Below are 14,629 nucleotides of genomic sequence, written 5' to 3' on the forward strand. Positions count from 1 at the left end.
TGCGGCCCTGGCCGGATCCTGAATGGGCAGTCCGACGCAATCCCGAAACGCTCGGAGACCGTGGTCCAAAGATGAATTCACGGCGCGGGGATTGGTCGGGCCCATGCTGGGCGGAATGGCCTTGCTTCCCGCAAGTCCCGGTGTGTGGCGGCCAATGGTCCCCTCCGATACCGCGGCATTCTGTCACTCCGCCGGAAACGCGCAGTCGCGCGTTGACCTATGCGGTAATCGGCGAAAAGCGCGGGGGCGGACGTGGCGAATGACCAGACTCTTGCGCGCGGAGTGAGTTTTTGACCGGGGATGTGCGTATGCCCTATTGCGGGGTCGCGCCGGTGCCAGCCGATCTCTGGGGACGGTGGAACTTTGATCCGGTCCTTCTGGTGGCGCTGCTTGTCCTGCTCGGGCTGTGGCTGCGGTTCGGCCGCAACGATCGCAATCCCCTTTTCTTCGGCGCCGCCTATCTCGGTCTCATCCTCGCGTTCGTCTCTCCGCTCTGCGCCCTGACGTCGGCGCTGTTTGCCGCGCGCTCCCTTCATCACGTCCTGCTGGTTGCGCTCGTGGCGCCACTGATGGCCCTGGCGATGCCGCGCAGGTTCGGGTCCGGCGGTATCGGTGCCGCGCTCGCGGTCTCGTCGGTCGTCCTCTGGGTCTGGCATGTTCCAGCGGCTTACGAGGCGGCCCTGTCGAGCAGTCTGCTCTACTGGGCCCTGCAACTCGCGCTGCTCGGGTCTTTCGTCTGGTTCTGGCATGCCGTCCTGCGAGGCGAGGGGCACCCGGTGGGCGCGCTGCTGGCGGTTGGCGCCAGCGCAGGACAGATGGGCCTGCTCGCGGCCGTCCTCACCCTCGCACCCGAGCCGCTCTATGCGGCCCATTTCGTCGCGCCCTTCGCCTGGGGCCTCAATGCGTTGTCGGACCAGCAACTCGGTGGGCTGATCATGTGGGTCCCCGCCTTTTTCCTCTACGGCCTGTTCTCCATGACAGCAGCGCGCCGCGCCGTGCGGGGGGTAGAGGCTTGATCGCGCTCATGAAATTTATCCACATCGCCGCGCTCGCCATCTGGTGCGCGGGTCTTCTGGTCCTGCCGTTGCTGCTCACGGAATCGCAGGCCCACGCGACGGAGGGAAAGGCGGCGCGGATGCGCATCTTCGCCCACAACGCCTATATCTTCTGCGTCAGTCCCGCCGCAGTCGTCGCCACCATCGCCGGCGGCTTCCTGATTTTCGCGCGCGACCTCTTCACCCCCTGGCTGTTCGTCAAGCTCGGCCTCGTCGGGGCGCTCGTGGTGATCCACACCTATCTCGGCCATTGCGTCGCGGTTCTCGGGGAGGAGGGGCGGATCAGGCGTCTCGTCCATCCTGCGGTCGTGTTGGCGGCCGCCTGCCTCGTGATGACGTCGATCCTCGTCCTCGTCCTCGCCAAGCCCGTCCTGGCGCCCGAATTGGCGCCGGACTGGCTGCGCTCCCCGCTGAATCGTCAGTTGCCCTTGCCCACCGTTCCCAATTGATAGTCGAAAACGAGTTTGCCCCCATGCCAGCCCGTCAGCCCTGTAAAGGCCACGCACAGGAACGACAGCAGGATGCCGTAGGGCAGGACGGCCTGTTCGTAGCCGGACAGGCGCATGCCGAAATTGGCGCCCAGCATCGACAGCAGCGCGACCGCGATGGTGAAATGGGTCCAGCTTGCCGCACGCGCGCGGATGCCCGGTACCAGCAGGAGTTCGACCGTGCCGGAAATTCCGGCGAGCAGCCCCATGAAGAAGCCGATCCCGATGGCCCAGAGGCCAGTCCGCGCCCAGAAGGCGTCTCCCGACCACCAATAGAACACGTCGGCGCCGAAGGTGCAGACCGTCAGCGCGATAGGGAAGGCGACGAGCATGGCGTGGATCGGATGGCCTGCAATGGCGATCCGCGTCTCGGTGTCGTCGAGCGTCTGGCGCGTGTGGAGCGGATCGAGATCGGTCGCCCCGATATTCCGGTTGCGGCTGTCCGTCACGTTGTCCTCGGGGTTGGCGTTGCAGGTATCGGCGGCTGTGCCGGGCCGCTGTCCGCTCTCGATCCGGCGAGCCCTGCAGCGGGCGGCATCCTGCAGATCTTCGTGGTGCTGATGATCATCGCCGTTCCGACCTTCGTGTTCATCATGGGGCTTTTCGCCCTCTCCTTCAAAGGCGCCCGGAGCCGTCAGGTTCCCGTCCGCCTGTTTCTGATCGGCGGTGGCCTTGTTTTTCCCATCGTCGCGCTGACCGTCGTCATCGTCTACGGGGTGGTGCTCGGCGAGAAGATCACGGCCGCCGGCACCACACCCACCGTGCGGATCGAGGCGCGCGCCGAGCAATGGCGGTGGCAGTTCACCCGCGAGGCTCCCGCCGGTTTGGTCAGCCGCATCGACGTCCTCGACATTCCCGCGGGCGAGCCCGTTGAACTGACACTCGTCAGTGGCGATGTCATCCACAGTTTCTGGGTGCCACGTCTGGGCGGCAAGATGGATGCGATTCCCGGCACGCGGAACCGGCTGATCCTGCGTGCCGACGCGGCTGGCATCTATCGCGGCGTGTGCGCCGAGTTCTGCGGCACCGGCCACACCGCCATGACCTTCGTCGTCGAGGCGCACGATCCTGCGGCCTGGACCGCCCTGAATGCGGGACGGACACAATGACCGCGCTGCAACGCCATCAGGCGCTCGACGCAATCTGGCGCACCCCTGCCGGGATCCGCGGCGTCCTGATCAACGTCAACCACAGCGACCTCGGCAAGCGATTCATGTTCGCGGCCTTCATCTACTTCGCCATCGGCGGCGTGCTGGCCATGATGATCCGGGCGCAACTCGCCTCGCCGCGCTCCGCCTTCGTCGGGCCCGACATCTTCAACCAGCTGTTCACGATGCACGGCAGCCTGATGATGTTCATGTTTGCCATCCCCTTCTTCGAGGGGCTGGCGCTCTACCTGCTGCCGAAAATGCTCGGAGCACGGGACCTCGCGTTTCCGCGCCTGTCGTCCTTCGGCTGGTGGTGCTACCTCTTTGGCGGCTTCATCCTGCTGACGGCCATGGCTCTGGGGCTGGCGCCGGACGGCGGCTGGTTCATGTACACGCCGCTCGCCTCGCGCACCTACACGCCGGGGATCAATGCCGATGTCTGGCTGCTCGGCATCACCTTCGTCGAGATCTCGGCGGTCTGCGCCTCGGTGGAACTGACGGTCAGCATTCTCAAGCTGCGGGCCGCCGGCATGAGCTTGTCGCGGATGCCGATCTTCGCCTGGTACATCCTCGTCACCGCCCTGATGATGATCGTCGGCTTTCCGCCCCTCATCCTCGCCTCGACGTTGCTGGAACTCGAGCGCGCCTTCGGCTGGCCGTTCTTCGACCCCGGCAAGGGCGGCCATCCGCTGCTCTGGCAGCATCTGTTCTGGCTGTTCGGACACCCGGAGGTCTACATCATCTTCCTGCCGGCGGCCGGTGTGATCTCCACCGTGCTGCCCACCATGGTCCGCCACCCGCTGATCGGCTACGGCTGGGTCGTCGGGTCGATCGTTGTCCTGGGCTTCTTCAGCTTCGGGCTGTGGGTGCACCACATGTTCGCCACGGGCATTCCCCATCTGGCGCTCGCCTTCTTTTCCGCCGCTTCCGCCCTCGTCGCGGTGCCGACCGTCGTGCAGATCTTCGCCTGGCTCGCCACCATGTGGGCCGGGCGACCGATGCTGCGGCTGCCGATGCTCTACATCGCCGGCTTCTTCGCCGTCTTCCTGATCGGCGGGCTCACCGGTGTCATGCTCGCCATCGTGCCCTTCAACTGGCAGGTCCACGACACGGCCTTCGTGACTGCCCACCTGCATTACGTGCTTATCGGCGGCTTCGTGTTTCCGATGATGGCCGGCATTTACTACTGGCTGCCCCGCATCACCGGACGCATGTCGCATGCGCCGCTGGGAGCACTGGCGTTCTGGCTGGTGTTCGTCGGCTTCAACGTCACCTTCCTGGTCATGCATCTGACCGGCCTTCTCGGCATGCCGCGGCGGGTCTTCACCTATGACGCCGGGCTCGGCTGGGACGTCCCCAACTTCGTCTCCTCCATCGGCTCTTTCGTCATGACCTTCGGCTTCGCGGTCGCTCTGGTCGATATCGGCCTCGCCGTCATGTTCGGGCGTCGCGCGCCCCGCAACCCCTGGTCGGCCGATACGCTGGAATGGGCCATGCCCAGTCCCGTCCCTTCCTACAACTTCGCCGGCCTGCCCACGATCACTGGCCGCCATCCCCTGACCGAGGCGCCGGATCTGGCCACTCGCCTCGCCGCCGGCGAGGGACATTTGTCGACACCGCGCGACGGGCTCCGCGAAACGCTGGGCGTCGACATTCAGTCCGGGCGGGTCACCGAGATCGTCGTCCTGCCCGGCAATTCCCTGCTTCCGGTCCTCACCGCCCTGGCGACGGGCAGCTTCTTCCTGGCCATGCTCTTCGGCCTCTACTGGCTGACGCCACTCTCGCTGGTCGCCGTCACGGTGCTGGTCTGGCTCTGGGCCTGGCACATCGGCGCCCGCCGCGATGTCGGCCCGGTGGACACGGGCGGGGGTGTGACCGTTCCGCCCCACCACGAGGCGGCCGAGGCGCCCGGCTGGTGGGGCAGCATTTTCACGCTGGTCGCCGACGCGAGCTTCTTCATGGCCCTGATCTTCGGCTATGCCTTCCTTGCGACGGTCGCACCCGGCTGGCCGCCGCCCAGGCTCTTCTCAGCGACGCTCATTCCCATCCTCGTCACCTTCGGCGCAATGGCACTGGCGCTCGTCGCCGCGCGCCATGCCCGCCATGCCAACGTTTCAGGCCGGACGGTGGCGGCAGCACGAAGCTCCTTTTTCTCCGCCGGGTTGATGGCGCTGGCGCTGGCCGGTCTCCTTCTCACGGCCTGGCGTGGAGCCGGGTCGCCGGCCGCCCATGCCTATGACGCCGTCATCTGGGTCCTGGTGGCCTATGCCGGCGTGCATCTCGTCGTCGCCGGCACCATGCTGGCCTTCGCCGGACAGCGCCTCGCGCGTGGTTTCGTCTCGGCAGCCCGCTCGCTCGAGATCAGGGTGGCCTGCCTCTGGAGCGGCTATGCTGTCTTTGCCGGTGCGGCTGTGATCTGCGCCATTGCGATCCCGGGGATGTCGTCATGGCGCTGGTGACGAAGGTTCTGGCCGGTCTCCTGATCTGGACGATCGGCTTTTCGGTTCTCTATGCGCTGCACGGGTTCGGTTGTGCCGCCGGTTGGGGCGCCATCCCGGTTGGGCCGCTGACCGCACTGTCCGCGACCCTCATCGCGACCTGGCTCCTGTTCGTCGGCCTGGGTCTCGCTTGGGCCATCATCCTGTACCGGAGCGACGGAATGATGGACTCCGGCTTCCTCCGGACGATCGGGCTGGTCTCCGCGCTCGCTGGGCTGGGCGGCCTCGTCTTCACCGGCGCGCCGGTTCTGCTTCCGGCCCATTGCCTGTAGTCCGTATCCTCGCGCGGGTCGCCGAGCCCTCACACGTGTTGCGCGCACGCGACATTGGCGACGGGACCGGCCCACCCTCTCGTATCGGCTCGCCCCACGGCGACCCGCCATCCTTTCGGGGCGGGGCGGTCCCCGCAGCAACGCTGCTCCGGCGCTGCGATCAGTGCGCCGCAGATTGCCGGAGGGTCTGGCGCAGGCTTCGCACGGTATCCTCCGTCACGGGCGGTGCCGCGTTGCCCCAGTTGGAGCGCACGTAACTGATCACCGCCGCAATCTGGGCGTCAGTCAGTTTCCAATTGAAGGCGGGCATGCTGAGCGGAGTCGGCCGCGCCTGGGTGGGCACCGAGCGGGCCCCCTCCAGCACGATGCGGATCAGCGTCGTCGGGTTCGGGTCTTTCACCTTGTTGGATCCGGCGAGAGGCCCGAAGAGACGAGGGACGCCCGACCCGTCGGAACGATGGCAGGCGCTGCAATTGTCGGCATAGATCGCCCGGCCGGCGGCCATCACCCCGGGGGCCGGAGGGGCTGCTGGGCTGCGTGCCGGACTGTCGAGACTGCGCAGATAGACGGCCATCGCCGACAGATCGGCCTCCGTCATCAACTGCGTCGAATAGGCGATGACCTCGGCCATCGACGAGAACGCAGCCGTATGGGCGTTGCGTCCGGTCTTCAGGTATTCGACGATCTCGGCGTCCGACCAGTGGGAAATGCCGCCGTGGCGCCCGGCGCGGATATCGGGGGCTGCCCAGTTGTCGATTTCGCCGCCTTGCAGGTGACCCGGCAGATTCCACCGCCTGGCTCGGTGGACGCGCCGGCCTCGATCGATCAGTGGTTCAGGCAAGCGCGGGTTTGAGCCCGTGCTTGCCTGGTCGCTCCACAGCATGGCCGGACAGCATCCGCGCCACGGAGACCTGTTCGTCGGGAACAGCCTCCGCTCACCGGGTCATTGAGCCACCATTCCGGCCTTCGCCGCCACGTCCTTCCAGAGCGCGATCTGGGCCGCGACTTTCCGCGTCATTTCCTCCGGCGTGCTGGCGCTGGGGTAACCGCCGAGCCCGGCAAGGCGCGCGCGCACCTCGGGCGATTCGACGGCCTGGCGGATGGCCGCGTTGAGACGGTCGACGACTGGTCGCGGGGTGTTCTGCGGCGCGGCAAAGCCGATCCAGGCCATCATTTCGAGGCCGGGCGAAACGCTCTCGGAGAGCGTGGGAACGGCAGGCGTGGCGTCCCACCGGCGCGGCCCGGTGACCGCGAGTGCGCGCAGCTTGCCGGCTTCGATGGTCGAGAGGACGCCGGCGCCGGGAGCGATGATGAAGTCCACACTGTTGCCGAGAACTCCGGTGATGGATCCTGAGTCGCCCCGATAGGGCACGTGGACGAACTTCACCCCGAGGGCGCTCGACATCAGTTCGAGCCCCATGTGATGGCCGGTTCCAACGCCTGCGGTGCCCGCCGTCAGGACGCCGGGCTTGGCGCGCGCCTCGGCGACCAGGTCCTGGATCGTGCGGAAGCGCGAAGCTTCGTTGACGACGAGGAAGAACGGAAAGTCCGTAACCATCGACAGGAACTGGAAATCGGCCACCGGATCGAAATTCAGGGTCTTGATCAGCGCCGGAGAGATGGCGTGGGCCGTCGTCAGGAGGACGATGGTGTAGCCGTCGGCATCCGACCGCGCCGCCGCCTGCGAGGCAATGTTGCCGCCGGCGCCGGGGCGCGCCTCGACGATGAGGCTCTGGCCGAGCGTCTTGCGCATCTCTTCGGCCATGATGCGGGCGACGATGTCGGCATTTCCGCCGGCCGCGAACCCATGAAGGATTCGGATCGGGCGGTTCGGAAAGTCGTTGGCGACCGCAGGCGAGGCCATTGCGACAAGGCCCATGAGCAGGGCCACCAGGGTTCTCTTCATCGTTTCCTCCAGTGTGCGTTCTTCTTGATTTCGAACTCCGCGCCGGTCCTCGATGGACCCCGGACGCGACGGGAGAACCGGCCCGATCAGGCCAGTTCCGCAGGCACTGCAACGCCAAGTTTGCCGGCCAGGGCCGCAAGCCTTGCCGCCGTTCCCTTCACGATCGGAATTCCCGAGACGAGGCGGCGGTCACGCTCGCCATTGCCACGCTCGCCGGGAAGGAGAACCACCGGCGTTCCGGCAGCCGGCGGCAGGGCCTTCACAGCCGCCGCAAGCGCGCTGACGCCCTCGACGAACTGTCCGGCAGCGCCGAAAGCCTCGGGGTCCAGTGCCACCACAACGCCGTTTCCGCCCGGCTCCTTGCTCCCGTTGAGCGCTTGCGCGATCAGGGGGTTGCCGACCAGCACGCTGGCGAGCACCTCGATCATCAGCGACAGGCCGGTGCCCTTCGGCCCGGCCATGGGAAGAACCGCCTTCACCTGTGCCGGATCAGTCGTCTCGCGCCCCTCCGCATCCACCGCCCAGCCGAGCGGAATCGCACGGCCGGCATCTTTCGCGGCGGTGATCTTGCCGGCTGCGACGGAAGCGGTCGACATGTCGAAGACGACCGGACGGTCCGGATCAGCGGTCGGCGCCGCGATTGCGAGCGGGTTGGTCGAGACCCCCTCGGCGCGCGCACCGTGATAGATCATCAGCGGCTTCGACGCCGTCATGACCATGGCCACAAGTCCGGCCTTCGCCACCTTTTCGGCATAGAAGCCGATGGCGCCGGCATGGGTGATCTTCCTGACCACGCACCAGCCGACACCATGGTCGCGCGCCTGCCCGATGGCCGTTGCTGTCGCGACGTTCATCGCGACGGAGCCCGGCGCCTGGTCGGCGTCTATGACGCAGACGGCGCCGCGACCCGCGACCCGGCGGATGTCGGCCCCGGGATTGATCAGCCCCAGTTCCACCATCTCGACATAGCGCGGGATCCTGAGAACCCCGTGGGAGTCGATGCCGCGCAGGTTGGCCCAGACGAGCATCGCGGCCGTTTCCCGCGCGTGATCCGGCGCAAACCCACCCGCCGCCAGGAGATCGGCCGAGAACCGTTCCAGCACGTCGGCCGCAATGCGGCCGGGTTCCAGCGCCGCCGCCATCGTCAGGCTCCCAGCGGCGAGGGCAGGTACTTGTCCAGCCAACCCTTGAGAATGGCCTTGGTGCGCGGCGCATCCTGCGGCGCGAGCGGGAAATGCGACGTTCCGGTCACCAGGAAGAGCTCGGCCGGCTGGTTGGCCTTCTCGAACATCCGGATCGACTGCTCGGTCGGGGTGATCGAGTCGTTGGCGGTGTGGAAGAACAGGATGGGGCGGGGCGAGATGTCGCCGACGACGTCGTCGGCCCGGAAATTGTACATGCTCCACGCCGTCTCGACCGGGATCTCCATGATCGCCTTCGGGGAGAGGTTCTTGCGCAGCGGCTCGGGGATCGGCACCGCGTCGAAGCGCGAGATCCACAGGCTCTCGCCGGTCTCCTGCTTGTGGCGGCGGCCCTTCTCGAGCAGGTCCGTGAACTTGGCCCAGGCCTCCGGCGTCGGATGCTGGCCGCGGAACTTGCGCTCGCCGTCGCCCCAGCCACAGGACGAGATCACGCAGGCGAAGCGGCTGTCGATGCCGGCCGCATAGACCGCGACTGCCGCGCCGAAGCTGTGGCCGAGCACGCCGATCCGGGCCGGATCGACCTCCTCGCGCGCCTGCAGGAAGGTCAGCGCATTCTTGGCGTCGGCCACCTGGTCGAAGCAGCGCACCTGGGCGCGCTCGCCCTCGCTCTCGCCGCAGCAGCGGAAATCGAAGCGCAGGGCTACGTAGCCCATCTCCTCCAGCATGCGCGCCTGGATCTCCGCATGGGATTCGTCCTTCGAGCCGACGAAGCCGTGCAGCACGATGAAGGCGGGCAGCCGCTGGCCAGGCTTGCGGCCCTCCGGCACGTGCAGCACGGCGGAGAGCTTCAGGCCGTCGGATTGGAACGAGAGCTTTTCTTCCATGGGTCGCTTCCTCGGATCATGGGGGTGGCGCCATGGGGCGCGACAGACAGGGGCGGGGGTTCGTCTCAGCCCAGCACGGCGAAGGGAAAGTGGAACTCGCGCCATTCGAGCGGGGCGGGCGTGCCCCACACGTTCATGGCGCGCACGTTGCCCGGGCGCTCGAGATTGGTGATGACGTTGGGGGTGAAGCTGGCATCGTCAGCGACCAGCGCCATGCCGCTGGAGCACTCGATCATCGCTCCCGAGGGGTCGACGAAATAGGAATAGAGATTGTCTCCGGGACGATGCCGGCCGGGGCCCCACAGGAGCTGCTTGTCGAAGCGGTCGAGCGTGTCGCCGAGGCGGACGAACTGGCTGACGTCGAGAAACTCGAACGAGACATGGTGCAGGCCGACCTTGCCCTTCACCAGGCCGAGGATGTGGTGCTGGCGGTTGCCGCCATACATCCAGCTCAGGGAGTCGTTGACGAGGCGTTCGGATAGCCGCAGCCCGCCGATCGCTTCCAGCTGCCTGCGCGTCGCGCCGGGATCGGGCGAGATGAGGTTGATGTGGTCCATCCTGTTGGCGCCGACCCCGGTGGTGGGATAGCGGCGGCCGTAGATCTCGTCGCGGATGGGGGTGTGAATCTCGAAGCGCAGACCCTCGGGCGTGGCAAAGGTAACCCCGGCCGCCATGCAGGGGAGGCTCGGCTGGCGGGAGAGGATGGTGCAACCGGCGCCCTCGATGCGAGCCTCTGCGGCCCGGACGGCATCGACGGTCAGCGCTTCCAGCCCGATCGTGTGGGCGCTGTTGTCGCCGGCATGGACGAGCACGAGTTCGGCGGAGCGCCCGTTCGAGCTCAGCCAGGTCTGGTGATCGTCTCGATGCGTGACCCGGAGGCCGAGGATCTCGGTCGCTTCCCGCACCACAGCGTCGGCGACAGCCGTGTTGATCTTCATGTGACCGATGGCGTGCACGAGGTGCGTCATCGCTTCCCTCCCGAAGGCTATTTTTCGATTCCCTAGCGCAGCATCGCGGCCCGATCAACTCATTTTCGACGATGCGGCATAATTTCGAAATTATGGGATGCGGACTTCGCGCGTCACGGTATTTCTCAGCGTCCCGACATTCGCGATCTCGACTTCCACCACATCGCCGGGTTGCAGGAACTCCGGAGGTGTGCGTGTCGCGCCGAATCCGCCCGGCGTTCCGGAAACGATGACATCGCCGGGAACGAGTTCGGTGAAGGTGGAGACATAGGCAATCAGGCGCGGGATCGAGAAGATCATCCGCGCCGTGTTGGAGTTCTGCTGGACGACGCCGTTGACCCGCGTCTCGATCGCCAGAGTTTCGACATCGCCGATCTCGTCCGCCGTAACGATCCACGGACCGAAGGCGCCGGTGGACTGGAAGTTCTTGCCGGCGGTGAACTGGCTGGAGTGCTTCTGCCAGTCGCGGACGCTTCCGTCGTTGTAGCAGGAGTAGCCTGCAACATGCCGGAATGCCTGACTTGTCGGGATGCGTCGTCCGCCTTCGCCGATGACGACCGCGAGTTCGCCTTCATAGTCCAGCCTGTCGCTCTCCAGCGGGATGACCAGCGGGCCGCCGTGCCCGACCTGCGACGCGGCCAGCCTGAGAAACAGCAGCGGATGGTCGGGACCGGCGCTGTCGCCGTCGGCCCCGGCGAAGTAGTTGACTGCGACGCAGATGATCTTGTCGGGATTGGGCAGGGGCGGCCGGAATACCACCGCGTCGAGGGCATAGTCCGCATCGGCGTCGTCAGGAACGTGAGGCCAGGTGGCCCGGCCGGATGCGATCAAGGCCTTCAGGTCGCGCCAGGCGCCGGGACAGCGCCGTTCGAAATCCACGATCCCCGAACGGGTCACGCAGCCGAAGGACTGACGCCCTTGGTGGAGGAAGGAGACAAGCTTCATGGGCATTTTCGAAAATGAACTGGAATTGCGTTATACCGATGAAAATGTGATAGAGGCAAGCCGTACGGCACCGTCGTGGGCCGGGACAGGCGTCGCGCCGGCGGGCTCGCGCCAGCCGGCTCGCGCTCCTGGACTGGAAGCGATGAGTCCCCGCATCCTCGACACCGCTGGGCCAATGGAGTCTCTCGATGGCCGCCAGGAGTGAACCGAAAGCCGCCGAGGAGACGCGGGCAGCCGATGTGCTGCACCGCATGCGGGTCGACATTATCGGCTGCGCCTTGAAACCGGGCACGCGGTTGCGCTTCGAAACCCTCAAGGAACTCTACGCTGTCAGCTTCTCGACACTGCGCGAGGCGCTGTCCCGGCTCGTGGCCGAAGGGCTGGTGGTGAGCGAGGGTCAACGCGGGTTCATGGTGGCGCCGCTCTACCTGTCGGACCTGCAGGATCTCACCGACGTGCGCGTGTTGATCGATCAGGAGTGCATCGGCAGGTCCATCCTGCACGGCGACGACGATTGGGAAGCCGACATCATCGCGGCCTTCCACCGCATGGATCGGCTGAAGGCGCGGCTTGGCGACCTCTACTTCCTCTCCGACGAGTGGTCGCAGCTCCATGGCGACTTCCATCGCTCGCTGGTCAGCGCCTGCCGGTCGCCCACCCTGCTCGATTTTCGCGACAAGCTGTTCCAGCGGGCGCATCGCTATCGGCGAATGTCATGCCAGTTCCGCACCAAGTGGCGGCCCAAGGATGTCGAGCATCGCACCTTGATGGAAACGGTCATCGCCAGGGACGCGCCGGCAGCGAAGAACCTGATCGACCGCCATATCCGCGAGACGACCGAGAACGTCATCCAGAACGCCGGTCAGTTCATGAGCCCTGAACCGGTCGTCCTGTCGAAACGCCCGTCAAGGTTCGCGGCGGAATAGCTGTGCACTGACGGAGCAGGGGGCGTCGGTGGAAGAGCCGATCACCTCTGGTCGTGTGCCCGGATCGCGTCCCGGGATGCCACATCGTCCGCTTCAGGCCTGAGTCTCTCTGGGCAGCCCCAGCGCGCACCCGATGCAACCATTGCTCCTCCCGGACGTTCTCGGGGCGGGGTCATTCCGGCCCGCAGCCCACGGGAGACACACCATGGCCGAAGCCAAGACGTTGCACGACCTGTTCACGGACAGCCTGAAGGATATTCTCTTTGCCGAGCGCCAGATCCTGAAGGCGCTGCCGAAGATGGCGCGCGCCGCCAGTTCCACCGACCTCAGGACGGCGATCCAGACCCACCGCGATCAGACCGAGGGACAGATTGACCGCCTGGAGCAGATCTTCGCCAGCATGGACATGGCCGCGCGCGGCAAGCACTGCCCGGCCATCGTCGGCATTCTCGAGGAAGGCCAGGAGATTCTCGACGAATATGCCGGCAGCGTGGCGCTGGATGCCGGCATCATCGCCTCCGCTCAGGCCGTCGAGCACTACGAGATCGTGCGCTACGGGACGCTGGCGACCTGGGCGGAACTGCTCGGCCTTCCCGACGCCGCGAAGTTGCTCGCCGCCACCCTCGCGGAGGAGGAGAAGACGGATGCCGACCTGAGCAAGCTCGCCAAGGCCAAGATCAACACGAAGGCCATGGCAAAGGCAGCCTGACGGCTGGTGAGCCGTGGATGTAGTTCACTTCCAACGATCAACGCCCTGGGACGCGGCGGTCCAGCCCGCCGCGTCTGCTGCCATCGCATCCGTCCTCCTGCCGGTCCGACCGGAGAGTTCATCCTCGGGGATCACAGTTCGTCGAGCGACTGGAACCGACCCTCCTCCTGCACGTTTAGCAGGGGGCCGTGACCTCTTGCGGCCGGTGCCGGTCCGGGGAGATGGTTGCGATCGTCGGCCGCCGCATCAAACGCTCTATGGGCGATATCGCCGGCAGCCGCAGACTGATCGGATCGTTGATGTCGGACTTCTCTCGCGCCGCGCTTCCCCCGGATGCCATCATTGCGCCGCCGGCGGAGGCCTGGCTCGCCTCGATCGTCGAATCGTCCTTCGACGCGATCATCAGCAAGGATCTCAACAGCACGATCACCACGTGGAACCGCGCCGCAGAGCGGCTCTTCGGCTATGCGCCCGCCGAGGCGGTCGGTCGCAGCATTCTGATGTTGATCCCCGATCACCTCCAGGGGGAGGAGGCTGAGATCATCGGGCGGATCAAGCGCGGCGAGGTGGTCGAGACCTACGAGACGACGCGTCGGCGCAAGGATGGCTCCCTTGTGGAAGTGTCGCTTACCGTCTCGCCTATCCGCGACGCCTTGGGTGCCATCGTCGGCGCTTCCAAGATCGCCCGCGACATCAGCGTGACCCGCGAGAACGAGCGCCGCATCCGGCTGCTGATGGCCGAGGTCAATCATCGCGTGAAGAACCAGTTCGCCGTCATCCTGTCGATGATCCGGGAAACCGGCCGGCAGTCTCCGGAGCCGGCCGTGTTCCAGCAGCGGGTCAAGGATCGCATCATGGCGCTGTCCCGCTCTCATGATCTCCTGGTCGAAACCGAATGGACAGGGACGGACCTCAGTGCCCTCGTCACCGCGCAGCTCGAATCGTTCGAGCATCGCGAGCAGGTTTCGGTCTCCGGGCCTTTGCTCTCGCTGAAGCCCATGGCCTTGCAGTACCTCGGCATCGCCTTTCACGAACTGGCGACCAATTCGGCCAAGTACGGGGCGCTGAGCGAGACGGGCGGCACCATCAGCGTTTCCTGGGAGATCACGCCCCACGCCGGCGGCGACCGCCAATTCTCGCTGTGGTGGCGCGAAAGCTTCGCGCCGCGGAGCTTGCCGCCCGGCCCGTCGCGCGAAGGCTTCGGCACCACCGTTCTGAAGCGCATCACCCCGAGCGCACTCCATGGCCGGAGCCATTTCGAATCGACGGCCGACAGCGTGCTGTGGTCGGTCACCGCACCTCTGGACGCCCTCAAGGCCACCTGACCGCGGCTCGGTCCGGAAGGCGACTTGGAAGCCCTGTCTGCTCGCCCACCTACATCGTGTCGGGCGTCTGGATCGGGTCTTCCGGCTGCGGCGGGAGAGGCGCCGGATCGGGCTGATCCGGCTGCGGCGGCAGGGGCGCGGGTATCGGCTGCGGGAAGGGGTCCGGAACCGGCGGCTGCGGATTGCCGAACCGGATCGGTGCGCTTTGCATCATCATGGCGATCTCCATTCTCTGCGAGACAACCCCGACCCGCCGGGATCGTTCCGAATGCCGGGTCGCAGCCCCTCGCGCGATGCCGGGCGACGTGGAAGAAATCCCTTTCCGGAAGGTTTCAAACGGTTCAGACTTCATCCCAAGGCAAG

The 14,629-nt window shown here is 66.4% G+C and carries 17 protein-coding genes; 9 read left to right on the forward strand and 8 right to left on the reverse strand.

Going from position 1 to position 14,629, the window contains the following annotated elements:
* Positions 1 to 290: 290 nt before the first annotated feature.
* Positions 291 to 1,016: a cytochrome c oxidase assembly protein gene (locus tag ACJ4V0_RS19605; RefSeq protein WP_448301297.1), complete on the forward strand. Its 726-nt coding sequence runs from the start codon at positions 291 to 293 to the stop codon at positions 1,014 to 1,016.
* 8 nt (positions 1,017 to 1,024) lie between these two features.
* The gene (locus tag ACJ4V0_RS19610) at positions 1,025 to 1,504 is read left to right on the forward strand and encodes a CopD family protein (protein ID WP_448301298.1); all 480 of its coding nucleotides are present in this window, start codon (positions 1,025 to 1,027) and stop codon (positions 1,502 to 1,504) included.
* Here ACJ4V0_RS19610 and ACJ4V0_RS19615 read toward each other — a convergent pair.
* Positions 1,474 to 1,968 (reverse strand): DUF2231 domain-containing protein, encoded by a 495-nt coding sequence (locus tag ACJ4V0_RS19615; RefSeq protein WP_448301353.1) that lies wholly within the window; start codon positions 1,966 to 1,968, stop codon positions 1,474 to 1,476. The genes ACJ4V0_RS19610 and ACJ4V0_RS19615 overlap by 31 nt on opposite strands.
* Positions 1,969 to 2,103: 135 nt before the next feature.
* Between ACJ4V0_RS19615 and ACJ4V0_RS19620 the strand changes: the two genes are divergently transcribed.
* Genes ACJ4V0_RS19620 through ACJ4V0_RS19630 form a run of 3 tightly spaced genes read left to right on the forward strand, consistent with a single transcriptional unit; the run spans position 2,104 to position 5,461 of the window.
* Positions 2,104 to 2,652: a cytochrome c oxidase subunit II gene (locus ACJ4V0_RS19620; protein ID WP_448301354.1), complete on the forward strand. Its 549-nt coding sequence runs from the start codon at positions 2,104 to 2,106 to the stop codon at positions 2,650 to 2,652.
* Positions 2,649 to 5,150, forward strand: coding sequence for a cytochrome c oxidase subunit I (ctaD, locus tag ACJ4V0_RS19625; protein WP_448301299.1), 2,502 nt, complete (start codon positions 2,649 to 2,651; stop codon positions 5,148 to 5,150). The genes ACJ4V0_RS19620 and ctaD overlap by 4 nt, the downstream gene beginning before the upstream one ends.
* Positions 5,138 to 5,461, forward strand: coding sequence for a hypothetical protein (locus ACJ4V0_RS19630; RefSeq protein WP_448301300.1), 324 nt, complete (start codon positions 5,138 to 5,140; stop codon positions 5,459 to 5,461). Before ctaD ends, ACJ4V0_RS19630 begins: the two co-directional genes overlap by 13 nt.
* 160 nt (positions 5,462 to 5,621) lie before the next feature.
* On the opposite strand, the gene ACJ4V0_RS19635 is transcribed toward ACJ4V0_RS19630, so the two are convergent.
* The 6 genes from ACJ4V0_RS19635 to ACJ4V0_RS19660 form a co-directional block, all read right to left on the reverse strand.
* The gene (locus ACJ4V0_RS19635) at positions 5,622 to 6,344 is read right to left on the reverse strand and encodes a c-type cytochrome (protein ID WP_448301301.1); all 723 of its coding nucleotides are present in this window, start codon (positions 6,342 to 6,344) and stop codon (positions 5,622 to 5,624) included.
* 60 nt (positions 6,345 to 6,404) lie between these two features.
* Positions 6,405 to 7,367, reverse strand: a complete 963-nt coding sequence (locus ACJ4V0_RS19640) for a Bug family tripartite tricarboxylate transporter substrate binding protein (protein WP_448301302.1) — start codon at positions 7,365 to 7,367, stop codon at positions 6,405 to 6,407.
* Between the two features lie 86 nt (positions 7,368 to 7,453).
* Complete coding sequence (locus tag ACJ4V0_RS19645) at positions 7,454 to 8,509, reverse strand: Ldh family oxidoreductase (RefSeq protein WP_448301303.1); 1,056 nt, start codon at positions 8,507 to 8,509, stop codon at positions 7,454 to 7,456.
* 2 nt (positions 8,510 to 8,511) lie between these two features.
* Positions 8,512 to 9,393, reverse strand: a complete 882-nt coding sequence (locus ACJ4V0_RS19650; RefSeq protein ID WP_448301304.1) for an alpha/beta hydrolase — start codon at positions 9,391 to 9,393, stop codon at positions 8,512 to 8,514.
* A 65-nt stretch (positions 9,394 to 9,458) separates the two neighbouring features.
* Complete coding sequence (locus tag ACJ4V0_RS19655) at positions 9,459 to 10,361, reverse strand: VOC family protein (RefSeq protein ID WP_448301305.1); 903 nt, start codon at positions 10,359 to 10,361, stop codon at positions 9,459 to 9,461.
* A 90-nt stretch (positions 10,362 to 10,451) separates the two neighbouring features.
* Positions 10,452 to 11,306 carry a fumarylacetoacetate hydrolase family protein gene (locus ACJ4V0_RS19660; RefSeq protein ID WP_448301306.1) on the reverse strand — a complete coding sequence of 285 codons (855 nt, stop codon included), beginning with the start codon at positions 11,304 to 11,306 and terminating at the stop codon, positions 10,452 to 10,454.
* Between ACJ4V0_RS19660 and ACJ4V0_RS19665 the strand changes: the two genes are divergently transcribed.
* From ACJ4V0_RS19665 to ACJ4V0_RS19680, 4 genes are all read left to right on the forward strand, one after another.
* On the forward strand, positions 11,305 to 11,511 hold the full coding sequence (locus ACJ4V0_RS19665; protein ID WP_448301307.1) for a hypothetical protein: 207 nt from the start codon (positions 11,305 to 11,307) through the stop codon (positions 11,509 to 11,511). The genes ACJ4V0_RS19660 and ACJ4V0_RS19665 overlap by 2 nt on opposite strands.
* Positions 11,495 to 12,232, forward strand: coding sequence for a GntR family transcriptional regulator (locus ACJ4V0_RS19670; RefSeq protein WP_448301308.1), 738 nt, complete (start codon positions 11,495 to 11,497; stop codon positions 12,230 to 12,232). Before ACJ4V0_RS19665 ends, ACJ4V0_RS19670 begins: the two co-directional genes overlap by 17 nt.
* Positions 12,233 to 12,437: 205 nt before the next feature.
* A complete protein-coding gene (locus ACJ4V0_RS19675; RefSeq protein WP_448301309.1) occupies positions 12,438 to 12,941 on the forward strand; it encodes a YciE/YciF ferroxidase family protein in 504 nt (167 codons plus the stop codon).
* A gap of 221 nt (positions 12,942 to 13,162) precedes the next feature.
* The gene (locus tag ACJ4V0_RS19680) at positions 13,163 to 14,266 is read left to right on the forward strand and encodes a PAS domain S-box protein (protein WP_448301310.1); all 1,104 of its coding nucleotides are present in this window, start codon (positions 13,163 to 13,165) and stop codon (positions 14,264 to 14,266) included.
* A 49-nt stretch (positions 14,267 to 14,315) separates the two neighbouring features.
* Here ACJ4V0_RS19680 and ACJ4V0_RS19685 read toward each other — a convergent pair whose 3' ends face one another.
* On the reverse strand, positions 14,316 to 14,483 hold the full coding sequence (locus ACJ4V0_RS19685; RefSeq protein ID WP_448301311.1) for a hypothetical protein: 168 nt from the start codon (positions 14,481 to 14,483) through the stop codon (positions 14,316 to 14,318).
* Positions 14,484 to 14,629: the final 146 nt, after the last annotated feature.

Source organism: Phreatobacter aquiterrae (assembly GCF_053471285.1).